At 62.4% G+C, this 18,527-nt stretch carries 18 protein-coding genes; 12 read left to right on the forward strand and 6 right to left on the reverse strand.

Translation table 11 applies throughout. The features are described from left to right. Positions 1-13: 13 nt before the first annotated feature. Together AWB80_RS19545 and AWB80_RS19550 are read right to left on the reverse strand one after the other, a co-directional pair. Complete coding sequence (locus AWB80_RS19545; RefSeq protein ID WP_061176312.1) at positions 14-1,042, reverse strand: Gfo/Idh/MocA family protein; 1,029 nt, start codon at positions 1,040-1,042, stop codon at positions 14-16. A gap of 78 nt (positions 1,043-1,120) precedes the next feature. Then, positions 1,121-1,774, reverse strand: a complete 654-nt coding sequence (locus tag AWB80_RS19550; protein ID WP_087131416.1) for a TetR/AcrR family transcriptional regulator — start codon at positions 1,772-1,774, stop codon at positions 1,121-1,123. Positions 1,775-2,102: 328 nt separating this feature from the next. Here AWB80_RS19550 and AWB80_RS19555 point away from each other — a divergent pair, with 328 nt between their 5' ends. The 7 genes from AWB80_RS19555 to AWB80_RS19585 all read left to right on the forward strand — a co-directional run bounded on the left by AWB80_RS19555 (position 2,103) and on the right by AWB80_RS19585 (position 9,446). Beyond that, a complete protein-coding gene (locus tag AWB80_RS19555; protein WP_061176313.1) occupies positions 2,103-2,861 on the forward strand; it encodes an enoyl-CoA hydratase/isomerase family protein in 759 nt (252 codons plus the stop codon). 107 nt (positions 2,862-2,968) lie between these two features. Then, positions 2,969-4,315 (forward strand): MFS transporter, encoded by a 1,347-nt coding sequence (locus AWB80_RS19560; RefSeq protein ID WP_061176314.1) that lies wholly within the window; start codon positions 2,969-2,971, stop codon positions 4,313-4,315. Positions 4,316-4,382: 67 nt separating this feature from the next. Then, positions 4,383-5,987, forward strand: coding sequence for an acyl CoA:acetate/3-ketoacid CoA transferase (locus AWB80_RS19565; RefSeq protein WP_061176315.1), 1,605 nt, complete (start codon positions 4,383-4,385; stop codon positions 5,985-5,987). Continuing rightward, positions 5,984-6,841 (forward strand): shikimate dehydrogenase family protein, encoded by an 858-nt coding sequence (locus AWB80_RS19570; RefSeq protein ID WP_061176316.1) that lies wholly within the window; start codon positions 5,984-5,986, stop codon positions 6,839-6,841. The genes AWB80_RS19565 and AWB80_RS19570 overlap by 4 nt, the downstream gene beginning before the upstream one ends. A gap of 38 nt (positions 6,842-6,879) precedes the next feature. After that, entirely contained in the window at positions 6,880-8,037 is a 1,158-nt protein-coding gene (locus AWB80_RS19575) for a dihydrodipicolinate synthase family protein (protein ID WP_061176417.1), read from the forward strand. Positions 8,038-8,057: 20 nt separating this feature from the next. Further along, positions 8,058-8,909, forward strand: a complete 852-nt coding sequence (locus tag AWB80_RS19580; RefSeq protein ID WP_061176317.1) for a sugar phosphate isomerase/epimerase family protein — start codon at positions 8,058-8,060, stop codon at positions 8,907-8,909. 39 nt (positions 8,910-8,948) lie between these two features. Then, the gene (locus AWB80_RS19585) at positions 8,949-9,446 is read left to right on the forward strand and encodes a MaoC family dehydratase (RefSeq protein WP_061176318.1); all 498 of its coding nucleotides are present in this window, start codon (positions 8,949-8,951) and stop codon (positions 9,444-9,446) included. A gap of 2 nt (positions 9,447-9,448) precedes the next feature. Here AWB80_RS19585 and AWB80_RS19590 read toward each other — a convergent pair whose 3' ends face one another. Then, the gene (locus AWB80_RS19590) at positions 9,449-9,916 is read right to left on the reverse strand and encodes a YybH family protein (RefSeq protein WP_061176319.1); all 468 of its coding nucleotides are present in this window, start codon (positions 9,914-9,916) and stop codon (positions 9,449-9,451) included. 226 nt (positions 9,917-10,142) lie between these two features. Between AWB80_RS19590 and AWB80_RS19595 the strand changes: the two genes are divergently transcribed. Next, on the forward strand, positions 10,143-11,519 hold the full coding sequence (locus AWB80_RS19595) for a DEAD/DEAH box helicase (protein WP_061176320.1): 1,377 nt from the start codon (positions 10,143-10,145) through the stop codon (positions 11,517-11,519). Positions 11,520-11,555: 36 nt separating this feature from the next. Here the strand turns inward: AWB80_RS19595 and AWB80_RS19600 are convergent, their stop codons facing one another. After that, positions 11,556-12,065 (reverse strand): hypothetical protein, encoded by a 510-nt coding sequence (locus AWB80_RS19600; RefSeq protein ID WP_061176418.1) that lies wholly within the window; start codon positions 12,063-12,065, stop codon positions 11,556-11,558. 309 nt (positions 12,066-12,374) lie between these two features. Between AWB80_RS19600 and pstS the strand changes: the two genes are divergently transcribed. Then, positions 12,375-13,406, forward strand: a complete 1,032-nt coding sequence (pstS, locus tag AWB80_RS19605) for a phosphate ABC transporter substrate-binding protein PstS (protein WP_087131417.1) — start codon at positions 12,375-12,377, stop codon at positions 13,404-13,406. A gap of 28 nt (positions 13,407-13,434) precedes the next feature. Here the strand turns inward: pstS and AWB80_RS19610 are convergent, their stop codons facing one another. After that, positions 13,435-13,812: an NUDIX hydrolase gene (locus AWB80_RS19610; protein ID WP_061176321.1), complete on the reverse strand. Its 378-nt coding sequence runs from the start codon at positions 13,810-13,812 to the stop codon at positions 13,435-13,437. A gap of 264 nt (positions 13,813-14,076) precedes the next feature. Between AWB80_RS19610 and AWB80_RS19615 the strand changes: the two genes are divergently transcribed. Together AWB80_RS19615 and AWB80_RS19620 are read left to right on the forward strand one after the other, a co-directional pair. Then, positions 14,077-16,566 carry a glycogen/starch/alpha-glucan phosphorylase gene (locus tag AWB80_RS19615; protein ID WP_061176322.1) on the forward strand — a complete coding sequence of 830 codons (2,490 nt, stop codon included), beginning with the start codon at positions 14,077-14,079 and terminating at the stop codon, positions 16,564-16,566. 89 nt (positions 16,567-16,655) lie between these two features. After that, positions 16,656-17,567 (forward strand): CHAD domain-containing protein, encoded by a 912-nt coding sequence (locus AWB80_RS19620; protein WP_061176323.1) that lies wholly within the window; start codon positions 16,656-16,658, stop codon positions 17,565-17,567. 68 nt (positions 17,568-17,635) lie between these two features. On the opposite strand, the gene AWB80_RS44945 is transcribed toward AWB80_RS19620, so the two are convergent. Next, positions 17,636-17,788, reverse strand: a complete 153-nt coding sequence (locus AWB80_RS44945; RefSeq protein ID WP_244206615.1) for a 2-hydroxycarboxylate transporter family protein — start codon at positions 17,786-17,788, stop codon at positions 17,636-17,638. A gap of 85 nt (positions 17,789-17,873) precedes the next feature. Between AWB80_RS44945 and AWB80_RS19630 the strand changes: the two genes are divergently transcribed. Continuing rightward, the gene (locus AWB80_RS19630; RefSeq protein ID WP_061176420.1) at positions 17,874-18,461 is read left to right on the forward strand and encodes a LysR substrate-binding domain-containing protein; all 588 of its coding nucleotides are present in this window, start codon (positions 17,874-17,876) and stop codon (positions 18,459-18,461) included. The last annotated feature ends 66 nt before the right edge of the window (positions 18,462-18,527 follow it).

Raw genomic sequence — 18,527 nt, forward strand, 5'->3', positions numbered from 1 at the left:
GCCCCGCTTCCGGTCAGACGGGCATGGGTTGGCGAGCGGCGGACGACGCGATCAGCGCGTCGATCAACAGATGGACATCGAGCGCGCTCTGCAGCGAGGCGACAGGTTCGGCCTTGCGCGCGGCGGCATCGACGAAATTGGCGATGACAGCCTGGTGCGCGTGATGAGAGAAGGCCATCGGGTTCGCGCCCGAACCGAGCGAAGCCGTTTCCCCTTCATCGAGCACGGAGCCGTCCATGTAGTGCACGATGAGCCTGCCGCCGCTGAGCGTGGCGCTGCCGTTGCTGCCGCTGATTTCGATGCGTTCGGCAAAGCCCGGGTAGATCGCTGTGCTGGCGTGCAGCGACGCGACGCAACCGCTTCGATATTTCATCACCCCCGCCACGGTGTCCTCGCATTCCATGCTGTGCGCGCGGCTGGTTATCGCGTACGCAAAGACTTCGTCCGGGCGGCCGACCAGCCACAGAAACAGGTCCAGCGTGTGGATGGCCTGTGTCATCAGCACGCCGCCGCCGTCGCGGGCGAGGGTGCCACGTCCGGGTTCGTCGTAATAGGATTGCGGACGCCACCACGGCACGGCGACGCTCGCGCTGTGGATCTCGCCGAGCGCGCGCGCGTCGAGTAGTTGGCGCAGCCTGCGCGACGCGTCGCGCGTGCGGTGCTGCAGTACCGCCGCCGCGACGATGCCGCGCTGCTCGCATGCCGCGACGAGTTCGCGCGCGCGGGAAGTCGTGACATCGATCGGCTTTTCGACCAGCAGATGTTTGCCCGCCGCCGCGATCTTCGCGCCGAGTTCGAGATGCGTGTTCGGTGGCGTCAGCAGCAGCACGCCGTCGACGTGTTCGTCTTCCAGCGCGGTGTCGAGATCAAGCGTCACGCGCGCATGCGGTAATCGGCTGGCGAAAGCGCTCGCGCGCGCTTCGGAACGCGCGACGACGTGGCGCACGGTCACGCGATCCTGCAGTTCAAGCAGGCTCGCCAGATGCGGCGCGGATGCCATGCCCGCGCCCACCACGGCGATATTGAAGCCGGTCTCGTTCATACATTGTCTCCGTCAGGCGACAATAAAGTAGATCGATCTAATTGTCCAGAGCACAATGATGCTTTCGGGTCGTCGGACTTATTTCGGATGGGTGTATTTCGCCAGCACCACGCGCGAGAACGAATTCATGAACTGCTCGACGCGCTCGAAGCCGCCCGCGTCCTGCGCGAACACCGACAGGCTGTCGACCAGATGAGTCAGCAGAAAGATCAGGTCTTCTTTCGGCGTATCGCGTTTCAGTTCGCCGGTGCGGCTCGCGTGTTCGACGGCGCTTTCGATCGCCCCCTGGATTTCGGTCGTGAAACCCGCGAGCGCGGCGCGGGCCTCGTCGTTCAGGACATCGCCTTCGAGACGCAGGCGTCCGATCAGGCTCCACGGCTTGCGCGTCCGGCCGCCGGGATTGTATTTGCGGTAGAGCGTGCGGTTATACGCGATTTCCGCCTGCACTTTTTCCTGAAGCGACAGGGTCTCGTCGAGCCAGATATTTTTCTGCCCCGCGATGGCTCCGGCCACGTAGTCCTTCACCACTTCCTCGACGAGGCTGTTCTTGTTGCCGAAGTGATAATGGATGTTGGTCGTGGTGATGCCCAGTTCCTTGGCGATCACGCCGAACGTCGTCTTGTGATAGCCGTGCGCGACCAGCAGCTTCTTGGCCAGCTCCTTGATGCTGTCGTACATCGCGGACTTCTTCGGCGCGGAAGGGGTTTTGTCGGTTTTGTCGTTCTGGCTCAACGTTTCACCTCGGCGAGGATCGGAGTGGGAACTTGGCCTCATGCGGGGCGAAGCATCGAATGCGGATTGTGTCGGCCGGCGTGCGCCGCGCTCATTGATCCGGCACTTTTGCGCGGCTGATTTTACACGACGCCCGTGCGTCGATCGTGCCTTCCATTGTCCCGCAAACGTCTGCGCGCGTGCCATTTGCCTGGTCCTCAAAATTTCGTTGCCTCACGCCCGGCGATGGTGTTAATGTCCCGATAAAGCTACTTACTAGTAAGTAAGTATAAGGGAAAACTCGAATGGGACACGACTGCGCTCGCAGGCGAAAAAAACAGGAGGCGAAATGCAGGAACACGTGATGGTGCGCAAACACGGCGCGGTGGCTGAGATCGTCATCAACCGCCCGGAGAAGATGAACGCGATGACGCCCGAGATGACGCAGACGCTGCTCGGCATCCGCCAGGACATCGAGCGCGACGACGCGATTCGCGCCGTGCTGCTGCGCGGCGAAGGTGAACGCGCATTCAGCGCCGGAAGCGATCTGAACACGCTGAAGACGTATCGCACGGCATGGGAATTTCGCGCCCGGACCGATTACGCGATGGTGATTCGCGACTTCACGAAGCCGGTCGTCGCGGCATTGAAGGGATGGGTGCTCGGCGGCGGCCTCGAAATGATGCTCGGCGCCGACGTTCGCGTAGCCGGCCAGAGCGCGAAGTTCGGCGCGCCCGAAGTGGTGCGCGGCTGGGTGGGCGGCGGCGGCGCTTCGCAGATGCTGCCGCGCCTCGTCGGTTATGGACAGGCCATGCGCCTTCTGCTGACGGGCGACACGATCGATGCGAACGAGGCGCACAGTATCGGTCTGGTCGAGATGGTGGTCGAGGATGCGGCCGTCGTCGAAACCGCGATGGCGCTGTGCCGCAGGATGGCCGAATTCAGCCCGATCGCGACGCAGTCGGTCAAGGCCGCCGTGCGCGCCTCGCTCTCGATGAGCGTCGATCAGGGCATTCGCTACGAGAACGAGCTGACGTCGCTCTGCTTCGCTTCGGGCAATTACGAGGAGGGCGCCAACGCATTCGGCAGCCGCACGAGCCGATCCTGATCGAGCGAGCCGTGCCGCCCGTCACACGCGACGAGCGGATTTCCGTCAACGGACACCGCAGCAACGCGGTGTCGCGCACAATCAAAACAGAAGCAGGAGACAGCGCCATGCAATCAGCACATGCGCAGAAAGCAGAACGCAGGAACATCCGACGCGCCGTGTTCGCGTCGACGCTCGGCACCATCATCGAGTGGTACGACTACGGCCTCTATGCCGCGGCGTCGGGCCTCATCATCAACAAACTGTTCTTTCCGCACTTGTCGTCGCTGGCCGGCACGCTGGCCGCTTTCGCGACATTCGCGGTGGGCTTCATCATCCGGCCGCTCGGCGGCATCGTCATTTCCCATATCGGCGACAAGTACGGGCGCAAGCCGGCGCTGATATTTTGCGTGACGATCATGGGCGTGGCCACGGTGGGGTTGGGCATCTTGCCGACCTGGCAGCAGGTCGGCGTGCTCGCACCGATCCTTTTGGTGCTGCTGCGCATGATGCAGGGCTTCGGCGCGGGCGCCGAACTGGCCGGCGCGATCACGCTGATCGCCGAGTACACGCCGCCGAGCCGGCGCGCGTTCTTCACCTCGATTCCGAACGCCGCCACCAACTTCGGCGTGATGATCGCGATCGCAACCTTCCTGATGATCTCGTACGTGCCGGAAGACATCCTCTTCACCTGGGCGTGGCGCGTGCCGTTCCTGCTGTCGCTCGGGCTGTTCGGTGTCGCGATCTACATCCGTTCGAAACTCGACGAAACGCCCGAATACGTCGCTGCGATGGAGAAGGCGAGCGCGAAGGCCAAAGCGGAGAAGGTGCCCGTCGCGGACCTGTTTCGCAACAGCCGGCGCGAGCTGCTGTGCGGCTTCTTCGCGATGGGCGGCCATCAGGCGCTCAGCTACGTGCTCAACACCTTTGCGCTGAGCTACATGACCAACACGGTCGGCATGGCGAAGTCGGACAGTCTCGTTGTCCTGATCATCGCGCTGGGCTTCTCGCTGTTTTGCGCGCCCGTCGGCGGCATGCTCGCCGACAAGTACGGCAGCGGCAACATTTTCGCGGTTGGCGCGCTGATCGCGCTCGCGCTCGTGTGGCCGCTGTTCCAGGCGATCGATTCGAAGAACGTCGTGCTCGCCACCATCGCGATGAGCGCGGTCTACGGCATAAGCTGGGGCTGCACCTGCGGCGCGCAGGGCGCGTTTCTCTCGAATCTGTTTCCGACGCAGTACCGCTTCTCGGGCATTGCGATGTGCCGGGAATTCTCCGGCGCGCTCATCGGCGGACCGACGCCCTTCATCGCCACGGCGCTCGTCGCCTATGCGAACGGCAAGCCTACCTACGTGATGATGTTCCTCGCCGTCTTCTGCCTGCTCACGCTGATCGCGGCGCTGCTCGGCAAGCAACTCTCGCGTCATCGGGACGATCAGCCCGTGTTCAGCGAGTCGCGCACGGCAGCAAGTTGAGAGAGATCGCGATGCGCCGGGCAGGCGCATCGCGCAAGCGAACACAGACAGAAACGGAGTAGAGATCATGCAAATCTTGACCGCCGACCAGGCTGCATCCCTGCTGAAAGACGGCGACACCTTGATGATCGGCGGATCGGGAAGCGGACACGCCGTGCCGGAGGCGTTGATCGAGGCGCTCGAACGGCGTTTTCTCGCGCAGGGCGAGCCGCGCCGGCTGACTTCGGTGCATCCGGTCGGTCTCGGCGATCGCGGTGAGCGCGGCGCGTCCCGTCTCGCGCACGCGGGTCTGCTCAAGCGCGTGGTGTGCGGCACGCTGGTCGATTCGCCGGCGCTCGCGCAAATGGCGCTGAACAAGGAGATCGAAGCGTGGACGCTGCCGCAGGGCGCGCTCTCGCAACTCACGCGCGAGATGGCGGCGGGCCGGCCGGGGCTCGTCAGCCATGTCGGTCTGCATACCTTCGTGGACCCGCGCAACGACGGCGGCCTTCAGGGCGCGCCGAGCGACGACAAGCTCGTGAGCCTGATCGAGATCGAAGGCCGCGAGTGGCTGTTCTACAAGCCGTTCGAGGTGGACGTCGCGTTCCTGCGCGGCACGACGGCCGACGAGGACGGCAACGTATCGATGGAACAGGAGGCCGTGTTCGGCGACATGCTTTCGATGGCCCAGGCGACCAGACGCAACGGCGGCCTCGTGATCGTGCAGGTCAAGCGGCTCGCGAAACGCGGCACCTTGCCCGCCAAGACGGTGAAGATTCCCGGCATGCTCGTCGATGCGGTCGTCGTTCAGCCCGATCAGCCGGTGACCTATCAGACGGCGCATGATCCGGCGTTCACCGGCGAGATGCGCATTCCGCTCGGCGGCTTTCCGCGTCTGCCGCTCGACGAACGCAAGATCATCGCGCGGCGTCTCGCGATGGAACTGCGCGTCGGCGCGGTATGCAACGTGGGCTCGGGCGTGTGCACCGGCATCGGGCTGGTCGCGGCGGAAGAAGACGTGCTGCATCACATCGTGCTCACCAACGAACAGGGGCTGATCGGCGGCGCGCCCGCCGCGGGACTGGACGCCGGCGCCGCGCGCAATTACAGCGCGATCGTCGACATGCCGTATCAGTTCGATTTCTACGATGGCGGCGGCATCGACATTGCGTTTCTCTCGGCAGTGGAGATCGACGCGCAGGGCAGCGTCAACATCAGCCGCTTCGCCAACAAGCTGATCGGCGTCGGAGGCTTCATCAACATCAGCCAGAACGCGCGCAAGATGGTGTTCGGCGGCACGTTCACCGCGGGCAGCCTTCAGGTCGCGTGCGAAGGCGGCGAGCTGCAGATCCTGAAGGAAGGCGCGCATCGCAAGTTCGTGTCGAAACTTCAGCAGGTTTCGTATAGCGGACCGTTTGCGCAGGAACGCAATCAGACCACGCTGTTCGTCACCGAGCGCGCGGTGTTTCGCGCGATCGAGGGCGCGCTCGAACTCATCGAGATCGCGCCCGGCATCGATCTCGAACGCGACGTGCTTGCGCATATGGCGTTCCGGCCGGTCATCTCGCCCGATCTCAAGCTGATGGACGCGCGCCTGTTCCGTCCCGAGCCGATGGGTCTCGATGCCGCGATGGCGTCGCAAGGCTGGCCGCGGCATCCGCGTCTGGCCGCGTTCGCGGAGCGTCAGCAATGAGGCGCGAACCGCACGCCGAACGCATCGACGGACTCACGCGGCTCTTCGGCATCGTCGGCAATCCGGTGACTCAGGTGAAGACGCCGCAACTGATGAACGCGCTCTTCGACGCCGGCGGCGTCAATGCCGTCTGCCTGCCGTTCGATATACCGGTGAACGTGTTCGAGCCGACCGTCGCCGGGCTGCAGGCGCTCGACAACCTAGACGGCCTCGTCGTCACCGTGCCGCACAAGGTCCGGGCGATGTCGATGGTCGACGCGATGTCCGACGCGGCTCGCCGCGTCGGCGCGCTCAACGTCATGCGTCGACAGCCGGATGGCACGTGGTTCGGCGACCTGTTCGACGGAACCGGCCTCGTGCAGGGACTGACGCGGCTCGGCTTCGACGTGCGCGGCAGACGCGTGAAGCAACTCGGCGCGGGCGGCGCGGGCGCGGCCGTGGCGCATGCGCTGGCCGAGGCGGGCGCGGCGGGCATCGCGTTGAGCGATCCGCGGCGCGAGCTGGCCGAGGAGCTGTCGGCGCGTCTGAAGCGCTTTTATCCCGATTGCGCGGCGCAGGTCGATGTCGATCCGGCCAGCGTCGCGGGCGTGGATCTGCTCGTCAACTGTTCGCCCGTCGGAATGAAGCCGGGCGACGGCATGCCGGCGTCCTTCGGCGCGCTTCCCGCGGCGTTGCAGGTCGTCGACATCATCATGACGCCCGCCGAAACGCCGCTCCTGAAACACGCGCGGCAGTGCGGCTGCCGCGCGACCAACGGACGCCCGATGATCGAAGGACAACTCGCGGCGTTCGCGAATTTCTTCGGCATCGACATGCCCGCAACGTTTTCGTGCTTTTCCGACGCGCGCGTCTGAGCGACGCCGCGCAACCGACACCTTTCGCCTTCACTGCCATGTATATCGTTCTTCCGACCGCTTCCGGCGCGTTCGAAAACTACACGCTCAAAGGCGACCCGATCGGCGGCGCGCCGGCGGGTGCGCCCTTCAACCGCATCGCGTATTCGGCGGCGCACGTCGTGGCCGATCCGCTTCGTAGCGGCGAGCTGAATCAGCCCCTCGCGCTCGACTGGGCGCGCACCATCGAATACCGGCGTTATCTGATCGGCCAGGGGCTCGGCATCGCAGAAGCGATGGATACCGCGCAGCGCGGCATGGGCCTCACGTGGGAAACGGCGCGCGAGCTCGTCGAGCGCACGATGCGGGAAACGCGCGATCTGCCCGGTGCGCGCATCGCGTCGGGTTGCGGCACCGATCATTTGCCCGCGCATCAGGCCGTTTCGTGCGACGACGTCATCCGCGCCTACGCCATGCAACTCGAAGCGATTCAGCGAACCGGCAGCCGGGTGATCCTGATGGCGAGCCGCGCGCTGGCCCGCGTGGCGCGGCATCGCGATGACTATCTGCGCGTGTACCGCGAAGTGCTCGCGATGTGCGAAGAGCCCGTGATCCTGCACTGGCTCGGCGACATGTTCGATCCGGCGCTCGCGGGCTACTGGGGCAGCGAGAATCTCGACGAAGCAGCGGACACGTGCCTCGCCGTCATCGGGGAGAACGCGTGCAAGATCGACGGCATCAAGATCTCGCTGCTCGACGATACCCGCGAGATTGCGTTCCGGCGCCGCCTTCCGGCAGACGTCAGGATGTACACCGGTGACGATTTCAACTATCCGTCGCTCATCAAGGGCGATGAGCAAGGCTATTCCCACGCGCTGCTCGGCATCTTCGATGCGATCGCGCCGGCCGCTTCCCAGGCGCTCGCCGCACTCGCCGCCGGCGATCTCGCGCGCTACGAGCGCGTATTGCAGCCCACCGTGGCGCTCTCGCGTCACATCTTTCGCGCGCCGACGCAGTACTACAAGACGGGCGTGGTTTTTCTCGCCTACCTGAACGGATTTCAGCCGCATTTCTTCATGCCCGGCGGACACCACGGTGCGCGTCCGCCGCTTTATCTGGCCGATGTTTTCCGTCTCGCCGATGGGGCGAATCTGTTGCGCGATCCCGATCTCGCGGTGCAGCGCATGCGGCTCGTCATGCAAACGTTCGGGCTGTGACCGTCGACGAGGAGACCCGCATGGAATCGCTGGAGAACAGACTGCATCGATGCGCGATCAATACCGCGACGCTCGGGCATCGCGAGCCGCTCGATGTCACGCTCGAGCGCATAGCGCGCGCGGGCTTCGGCGGCGTGGCGCCGTGGCGGCATGAGGTCGAGGCGATAGGGGCGTCGGCGGTGGCGCGTCAGCTTCGGGCGCTGCAACTCACGGTAAGCGGCTACTGCCGCTCGACGTATCTGACCGGCGCGACGCGTGCGGAGCGGCGCGCGAGCATCGACAGCAACATCCAGGCGCTGCACGACGCGGCGGAACTCGACGCACGCTGTTTCGTGATGGTCGTGGGCGGCGTGAGTGCGGGCTCGCGTGATCTCGCAGGCGCGCGAATGCAGGTCGAGGAAGGCATCGCGCAGTTGCTCGCGGAGGCCCGGAAGCTGCGGATTGCGCTCGCGATCGAACCTCTGCATCCGATGTACGCGGCGGGCCGTTCGGTCGTCAACACCATTGGCCAGGCGCTCGCGCTGTGCGAGACGATCGCGCCAGACGATCCGTCGATGCTGGGTATCGCCATCGATATCTATCACTGCTGGTGGGACCCGTTGCTTGCCGAGTCCATCGCCGATGCGGGCCGCGCGCGCCGGATACTTGCTTATCACGTCTCGGACTGGCTCGCCGACACGCAGGACATGTTGCTGGACCGCGGCATGATGGGCGATGGCGTCGTGGATCTGAGGCACTTTCGTCACCGGATGGAGCAAGCGGGATACGACGGCATGGTGGAAGTCGAGCTGTTCTCGCGTGACCGCTGGTGGAAGGTGCAGCCGGACGAACTGCTTTCGGTGTGCGCGCAGAGATTGCAATCAGTTTGTTGAAGACGGATGAATCGGGACAGTCAAGGAGAGAGAGGGGATATGACGCAACTGCAGAACGAAGGTGATTCCGTGCGGCGGGGCCGTTTGCTCGAGCCGGGCATGTATGACCTGAACGACCTCGAAGTAGGCGATCATTTCGCCACGTCCGGCATGACGGTGACGGAAACGCACATCGTCAATTTCGCCGGTGTGTCGGGCGACATGTACGACATTCATCTCGACGACGTCGCTGCGCAGCAGGCGGGATTTCCCGGCCGGATCGCGCACGGACTGCTCGGCCTCGCACTCACCGATGGCCTGAAGACGCGCTCGCCGGTCCGCATGAGCGCGCTGGCGACCTTGAGCTGGAACTGGTCGTTCCGGTCGCCGCTTCTTATCGGCGACCGGATTCAGGTCGAGATCGAGGTCGTCGGCAAGCGCGTGACGAAACGCGTCGACCGGGGGATCGCGACGCTCAGGCTGAGCGTGGTGAATCAACGGGGGACTGTCGTGCAGGATGGCGAAACGCTGCTGCTGATGGCGAATCGAGCCTGGTGAACTCAATCTTTCTCAGGGTACGCAATGTAACGGATGATCTTCCAGCTTCCGTCGGGCTGGCGGCCGAATACATCGAGACCCGTCTCATCGTTCGACTCCTGTTTGCCGTTCCTGGCAAGAGTCGATCTCCATGTCAGGCGCACGATCGCGAGGTCACCGGAGACGATGATCTCCTTGATCTTGAGATCGTAACGAAGCGATTGCGTAGTGTCGGCCAGCGCGTGGCGCAGACGGGCGCATAGCAACGGATAGGTCCGCTCGGGCGCGCCATAGAAATCGTAACGAAGGTCAGGGGCGAAAAGCTCGCAGATATGCTCGGCACGCCGTCCATTGAAATCTACGCGCCATTGTTCCAGAGAAGAGCGGATGGTGCTCGCCGGATCATTGTCGACTGTCGCTGCGTTCAGCGTGCAAGGAAGTGCGGTAAGGGCAATGCCGACCGTGGCGATGCGGAGTAACAGTCGAGTCATTCTGGCTCCCTGTATATGCACGCGCAGCAATTTGGGGATTGCGCCCAACAATTGTAGTATGCGATACCACGGTTGGTGCTGAAAACCTCGAGCTTTTCGGTCGATCGATTGTGACCGCTTCCGCACCGGCGATTTGCAGCACCTCGCGTTTTTCGATCACTGATCTGCGCGGTGCAATCAGCGCGGTGCAACCGCTAGAATTGCGGTTTTAGCCCGGAACACGCGCATGTCTTTTGCCTCGCTTGGCCTGATCGATCCGCTACTGCGCAATTTGCAGGACCTCAACTACCGGACACCTACGCCGGTGCAGACCAAGGCGATTCCTGCCGTATGCAGTGGCAGGGACGTCATGGCTGCGGCACAGACCGGCACTGGCAAAACGGCGGGTTTTGCGCTGCCGTTGTTGCAACGGCTGGTGCAACACGGTCCGGCGGTGTCAAGCAATCGCGCGCGTGTTCTGGTGCTGGTGCCCACGCGTGAACTGGCCGAACAGGTGCTGCAAAGCTTTATCGAATACGGCAATGGCCTCGACTTGCGCTTTCTGGCCGCCTACGGCGGTGTGAGTATCAACCCGCAGATGATGAAGTTGCGCAAAGGCGTGGATGTGCTCGTCGCCACGCCGGGCCGCTTGCTGGACCTCAATCGCCAGAACGCAGTGCAGTTCGATCGAGTACAAACGCTGGTTCTGGATGAAGCCGACCGCATGCTCGATCTGGGCTTTGCGCGCGAACTCAACGCGGTCTTTGCTGCGTTGCCCGCTCAGCGCCAGACCCTGCTGTTCTCCGCCACGTTTACCGATGATATCCGCGCCATGGCGGCGAGCATCCTGCGCGACCCCGTCAATATCAGCGTCAGCCCACCCAATGCCACGGCCAGCAAGATCAGGCAATGGGTGGTGCCGGTGGATAAAAAGAACAAGCCTGATCTCTTCATGCACCTCGTCGCCGAGAACGACTGGACGCACGCCCTCGTGTTCGTCAAAACGCGCAAGGGCGTGGATTACCTCGCGGCCATGCTGGATGAAGCGGGCTACGCGGTCGACACCATCCACGGCGACAAACCTCAGCCCGCGCGCCTGCGTGCCCTCGAGCGCTTCAAGTCAGGCGAAGTACAGATGCTGGTAGCCACCGATGTGGCGGCGCGCGGGCTGGATATCGATGACCTGCCGCTGGTGATCAACGTCGATCTGCCGATCGTCGCGCAAGACTATGTGCACCGTATTGGCCGTACCGGCCGCGCGGGCGCCAGCGGCGTGGCGGTGTCCCTCGTGTGTGCCGACGAAGCGCCGCAACTGGCTGCGATCGAAGCGCTGATCCGGCAAACGCTGCCCCGCGAGGAAGAGCCGGGTTTCGAAGCCGAACATCGAGTGCCGCAAACCAGCGCGACGGGCCAGATCATCAAGAAACCGAAAAAGCCCAAGAAGCCGAAAGTGCCGCAAGCTGCGTCTGGCGCCATGCAAAAACCGCCGATGCAAACTGGAGAGAACAAGCGCAAGCCTGCGGCGCGGCGCGCTGTGGCCGCGGACAGAGGCACAGGCTTGTCCAGTGGAAATCCATTCAACGTGCAAAAGCCAGCTGGCAAACGCGGCAAACGGCAACCCTGATCCGTCGGGATGACTGACGCCGGCCCTCATCGAGCGTTACGCGCTTGCAGGGCGTCCAGTCTTGACCGTTTCGAGCGATTTGATTGCGGCGACGATTCGTTTGTCCGTCGCGGCGTCCAGCATGGCAAGCGCGGCACGCAACAACTCACTCTTCTTCACACGCAGGCCGTTGTCGAGACACTTTTTCTTGAGCGACGCAATCTTCGCGTAATCCGCCTTGGGCATGGTGAAGCTGTCGCGCACGACTTTCTCTTTCTTCGTGCGTTTGGTTTTGACAGCGCCTGTGGAAGCTGATGATTCGGGGGCACTCGTTGCCGGCTGTGCGGCGATTGTCTCGTCCTTCTGCGTGCCTGTTCTCGACTTCCGCCCTCCCGCTGCCTTCTTTGCCACGCTCGCCTTTGTTGCCTTCTTTACTGCGGTGGAGGCGGTGACGATCTCCTCAGTGTTACTTTCCGCCTTTACGGGCAGCGATCTTTTCTTCGCCACGGTGCTCTTCGGAAAGTTGAAGGCCTTTTTGCTGGACGGTTCGGTTTTGGGTGTGCTCATTATCCCTTCCTCGTGGCGAAAGAAACAGTATATACGGTTTCTTTCGCCGTTGAACCCTGGGTCGAATTTCGTGATTTCCGGCGGGAAGACCATTTTGTGCGGCGTTGCACGCTGCACGGTCCGTCCACCGTTGCTTGGCGAATCCGCTCGGCTGCCGGACTGCAATTGCATCGCTCGACATTGGGAAAATCGCCCGCACATCCTAAGATCAGAGACAGCAACTCGAGCGCGCGACGGCAATCGCGCGCCATCACGTTGCGGAACTGCGTCGTCCCGTACCTTGCAAGGCACGCCGAGGAGTTCTGAACAATGAAAACAAGACTGACTATTTCGAAGCGGCTGCTGGTTGCCGTCGTATTTTGCGTCTCCGCGTGCCATGCGGTCGCTGCGTTTTCCGCGGAGATTACCGGCGCCGGCTCTACCTTCGTTTATCCGCTATTGCTGAAATGGGCGGCCACATACCATACGAAGACGGGTCAGCGTGTCGATTACCAGCCCACCGGCTCAGGAAACGGCGTTCGACAGATCAAGGCCGCTAGAGTGACCTTCGGCGCCTCGGATATGCCGCTTGCGCCCGACGAGCTGCGGGCGGCGGGGTTGGCCCAGTTTCCTGTCGTGATTGGCGGTGTGGTGCCCGTCGTGAATCTTCCGGGCGTTGGTGCGGGGCAGATTCGCCTGTCCGGGCCGCTGCTCGCCGACATTTACCTTGGCAAGATCGTCAACTGGAATGATCCGGCTATCGTCTCGCTCAATCCCGGCGTCACGCTTCCGAATCTCAAGATCGTCGTCGTGCATCGGAACGAAAGCTCCGGCACCACCTTCAACTGGGTGAGCTTCCTCTCGCAGAGCAGCGCTTCCTGGAAGGGCAGTGTGGGTGCCGGCACGACGGTCAAGTGGCCGACCGGCGTCGGCGCTACCGGCAACGATGGGGTCGCGACGTACATCAGGAACGTGGAGGGGTCGATCGGTTACGTCGAGCTGACTTACGCACTGCAGCGGAATCTGGCCTATACGGCCGTGCAGAACCGAAGCGGGGCTTTCGTGCAGCCGTCACGAGCTACCTTCAGCGCGGCCGCAGCAGCAGCGGATTGGAACGACCGGCCAGACTTCTATCAGATCGTCACGGATGCGCCCGGCGAAAACGCATGGCCGATAGCCGGCGTGGTGTTCGTTCTCGTGCCGAGAGAGGCGAAGGACCCGGCAGCATCCAAAGCCGTGCTGGATTTCTTCAGATGGGCGCTCAACGAAGGGCAGGCCGACGCCGATGCCGAGCACTACGTGTCGTTGCCTGCTGCGCTCGTCAAGCAGATCGAGGCTTACTGGAGTCAGAACATCAAGTGAGCTCCGAAACTCGAACGCAGCACTTGCACTATTTCCCCCGACCGTTCTTTCGCTTTTGACTCGCCAGCCGCACGATGTCGTCGGTTGGCGTGCTCGTCAGGAGCCGCCGCATCTCGTCCAGCTCCACCCAGCGACACTTGGATATTTCGTTGTTGGGACGCGGTTTGGCGCGGTTCGAAATGTCGCAGTAAAAGACGTGGTGATGTTTCTGCTTGCTCTTGAAGTCGAAGAGGTATTTCGCCGACTTGCCGGACAGTCGCGTTTCTTCCTTGAGCTCGCGGAGCGCGGCATCGGCCAGATGCTCGCCACGCTTGAGCATTCCGCCCGGAAGCGCCCATTTGGATTCCCTTGCAACGAGCAAAATCCGTCTGCCTTTGCGACAGATGACAGTGGCGCGTTTCTTCAAGTTTGAACTCCGCGTTTTTTTCTAAATGCCGATGCCTCGTCTCTTGTTCACGCGCGATGCGCGCAGCAATGCTATTACAAAACCGGTTGAACTTGCCATCGAATAATTTGCAGGTGAGCGTAACAAACTGGGCCGTCTGACATAAAAGTTTCATCGAACCGTGATCGAGGCGCCGCATTCAAGTCTGTCACTCGCTTGCTGTCAACCGATCGACACACAAGCGGACCATGCTTCCTGATCGCACACCGCGAACAGGGATAGATCATGAACGACAAGCCTGACTTGAATTCGATGATTGGCGCCGAACCGGCCCGCAGCGGTCTGGGCGTCGAAGCGTTGAAGCGCGACATCGTCGATAACCTGATCTGTCTGCAGGCCCGCTATCCGGAAATCGCGACGCCGCACGACTGGTACATGGCGCTTGCCTACACGGTCCGTGACCGCATGATGACGCGCAGGGTCGCGACCACACACACCTATGTCGCGCGCGATGCGAAGGTCGCCTGCTATCTGTCGGCGGAATTTCTCATCGGGCCGCAACTCGGGAACAACCTGATCAATCTCGGTATCGAGAGCAGCACGCGCGCGGCGCTGGACGCGCTGGGGCTGGATCTCGACGCGTTGCTGGCGATCGAAGAAGAACCGGGTTTGGGCAACGGCGGACTCGGGCGTCTCGCAGCATGCTATCTCGACTCCCTTTCGACGCTCGAGATTCCTGCCATCGGCTATGGCATCCGATATGAGTTCGGCATCTTCGATCAGGAAATTCGCGAGGGCTGGCAAGTCGAAGTCACCGATAAATGGCTGCAGAAGGGCAATCCATGGGAAATCCAGCGGCCGGACGTTGCCTTCTACGTAAAGCTGGGCGGCCACACGGAGAGCGAAACCGATGTGCAAGGCCGCTACCGCGTACGATGGGTTCCGGCTTATACGGTCAAGGGCGTCGCCTGCGATACGCCGATCACCGGTTATCGCGTCAATACCTGCAACACGTTGAGGCTTTGGAAGAGCGAGGCGGTCGAGTCCTTCGACCTTCAGGATTTCAACGCCGGCGACTACTACGAGGCGGTGCACGAGAAGGTGCAATCCGAGACGCTGTCGAAGGTGCTCTATCCGAATGACGAGCCGGAAGCGGGCAAGCGGCTGCGGCTCGCGCAGCAATACTTCTTCGTATCGTGTTCGTTGCAGGACATGTTGCGTCTGCTCGCGCTCAAGGGCGAGCCGATCGCCCGTCTGCCAGACATGTTCACCGCGCAGATGAACGACACGCATCCGTCGATCGCGGTCGCCGAACTCATGCGTCTGCTGATCGACGAACGGCAGGTGCCCTGGGACGCGGCGTGGGACATCACACGCCGCACGCTCGCCTATACGAATCACACGTTGTTGCCCGAGGCGCTCGAGACGTGGGGCCTGCCGCTGTTCCAGAGCTTGCTGCCGCGCCTGCTGGACATCATCTACGAGATCAACAGCCGCTTCCTCGACGAAGTCCGGCGACGATTCCCCGGCGATGACGCCCGTCTTGCGCGCATGTCGCTGATCGACGAGCACGGCGCGAGGCGTGTGCGCATGGCGAATCTGGCGACCATCGGCAGTCATGCGGTCAATGGCGTGGCCGCGTTGCATTCGAAGCTGCTCGAAGAAACCGTGTTGCGCGATTTCGCGCAGATGTGGCCCGAGCGTTTTCATAACGTGACCAACGGCGTCACACCGCGCCGCTTTCTGATGCTCGGCAATCCGGGCCTTGCCGCGCTGCTCGACGAGACGCTGGGCGACGCCTGGCGCACCGATCTCGGCAAGCTGCGCGCACTCGATCAATATGCCGATGACGTCGCGTTTCAGGACCGCTGGCGCGGCGTGAAGCAGGACAACAAGCAGACCCTTGCGGCGCAGATTCGGAACGCGACGGGCATCATCGTCGACTCGTCCGCCTTGTTCGACATTCAGGTCAAGCGGATTCACGAATACAAGCGACAGCATCTGAACGCGCTCTATATCGTGACGCTATATCAGCGTCTGCGTCGCGATCCGGAACTCGCACTGACGCCGCGCTGCTTCGTATTCGGCGGCAAGGCCGCGCCTGGCTATGCCATGGCCAAGCTGATCATTCGGCTGATCAATGGCATCGCTGAAGTCGTCAATGACGATCCAGTGGTGAAGGGGCGTCTGAAGGTCGTGTTCTTTCCGGATTTCAATGTGAAAAACGCGCACTTCATCTATCCGGCGGCTGATCTCTCCGAGCAGATTTCAACGGCTGGCAAGGAAGCATCGGGCACCGGCAACATGAAGTTCATGATGAACGGCGCGTTGACCATCGGCACGCTGGATGGCGCGAACGTCGAAATCCGCGAGGAAGCGGGCGACGATAACTTCTTCCTGTTCGGCCTGAGCGCCGATGAAGTCGAACGCGTGAAGGGAGACGGCTATCGGCCGGCCAGTTTCGTCGATGGAAATCAGGAATTGCATGAAGCGCTGGAAATGATCGGCAGTGGACATTTCTCGCGGGGTGACCGGGATGTGTTCCGTCCACTGGTCGAGAATCTGCTGCACGCGGATCCTTTTCTCGTCCTCGCCGATTATGCCGAATACGTCGCGCGTCAGCACGATGTCAGCGCCGCCTGGCAGGACCCGCGCCGCTGGACTCGCATGTCGATCCTGAATACCGCGTACTCGGGCAAGTTCTCGTCGGATCGTGCAATCCGCGAATACTGCGAGCAAATCTGGAAGATCGCGCCGGTGAAGATTGCACTTTGAAGACGGTTGTGTGACTTTATCTCGCGAGACGCAAAGCTGCTGTGTTATGGTCTGGGCAAAATATATCTGCTGCCCGACCCGAGGTTTGAATGGATATGGATGGTGACTGGCCCTTGCCGCGTCCGAAGACGCTCTTCAGGAATGAACGGCTGCCTGCAGGTTCATTGCTGACAAGACAGAGCACGATCGCCAGTACATTTTCGTTTCTCGCTACACCGGTGGTCGCTGAGGCGGTTCAAAGGGCGAAAGCGCTGTCCACGACAAGCGATGCCGAAGGCTTTCATCAACTCCGCGTCGCGTTCAGAAAGCTTCGCGCCTTGTTCTGGGCGTATTCCCCCTGGCTCGGAGAAGAGGCTACTGCGCAAGCCGTCGAAGAATTCAAGCGTCTCGCTGCGGTGGCGGGCGGAACGCGCGACTGGGACATCGCTGGCGATCTCCTGAAAGCTGCCCAGGAGTCGCGCGCATCGATCGAATTGCTCGTGGCGGCCGCACGCGAGAAACGCGCACAGGCGGTGGCGCACAGTCAGGCGATGATCAGGAGCGACGAAGTCGAGGCGTTCCTGAACGATGTCCTGCTGCGCGCGCAAACGACCTTGCAGTCGCGTTGCAGCGATCTTCCGATTCAAGCGTTCGCTGAGGAACGCGTTCGCCTGGCGCAGCGCGCGCTTCGCAAGCGGAGCAGGCGCGCAGCACGCAGCGAGACCGCTCACGAAGAAGATCTCCACGACGTTCGCAAGGCGGGCAAGAAGCTGAGATATCTGCTGGAGTTCTTTCAACCCGTTATCAAGGGCGGACACGGTCGCACCATCAAGAAGTTGACGTCCGTGCAGAACAAGCTTGGCCAGTTCAACGATATTGCCGCTAGTGAGGCGCTCATTCGCAGCGCCTCGTTCGACGAGGTTCCTCACCCGGTCGTGCTCGAATCGCTGCAATGGCTGGAAAAGCAGAAGCATCGACGAATGCGTGCGGCGTCGCGGCGAGTTCGGGCGATCGCTGGTTGATCGGTGTATCCGTGCGATAAATCGCGCGGATAGCCAGCGCAAGTAAGCAAAGACAGCAAGCGCAGTCATCACCGTGACAGCTCCGCCATCGCGACACTGATCGCGAACATGAGCGGATAGGTGACCGCACTCGAAAAGAAGCCATACATGAAGCGCGCGCCGCCCCGCACGCGCGGCGATACCACCTGGAACAACTGCGCCGCGACCACGAGCACGAGCATCACGACGGGCGCGGGGCCAGCCGAACAACTGATGACTCAGCACGCCGAGCAGATACAGCGCGATGGCCGCCGCGACCGAGCTGATATGGACGTCGCTTTCCTCTCCAATCTGCTGCTCGTCGTCGATAGCGGATCGATGGCCGAGGCCGCGCGCCGGGTCGGCGTAACGCCGGCCGCCATCGCGCAGCAGATTCAGGCGATCGAGCGCGATCTCGACGTGGCGATCTGCCTTCATCCGGCATTCGCGTTGCCCAAGGCATATCAATGGCATCTGTTGCGCGAGGAGCCGATCGTCGTTCTTGCACACTCGAAGCTGGCGGCCGAGGAGCCGCATGAGCTACTGCGTCGTGAGCCGTTCATTCGGTACGACCGGTCGCTCGGCGGGGGCAAACAGGCGGATCAGTATCTGCGCGCGGCGAAGATCGTGCCGCACGAGTTGTTCGAGCTCAACTCGCTGATGGCAATCGCGATGATGGTCGACAGGGGTCTCGGCGTGTCGCTCGCACCGGACATCGTTTCGCCTTTGACGACGAAACTTGCCATCGCGAAGATCACGCTGCCGATGAAGACGGAGCCCCGGCGCTTTGGCTTGCTCTGGCACCGGACATCGCCGAGGGAACGCCTGATCAAAGGGATTCTGCGTTGTGCGGAGCAGGTGATGGAATGCGCGTGACGCGACTGATGAAGCGCCCCTTCCCTCCCGCCTTCATGATCCTTGGTATCGTAGACATTTTCCCCC

Origin of the sequence: Caballeronia pedi, from assembly GCF_001544915.2 — a bacterium.
GTDB lineage: Bacteria > Pseudomonadota > Gammaproteobacteria > Burkholderiales > Burkholderiaceae > Caballeronia > Caballeronia pedi.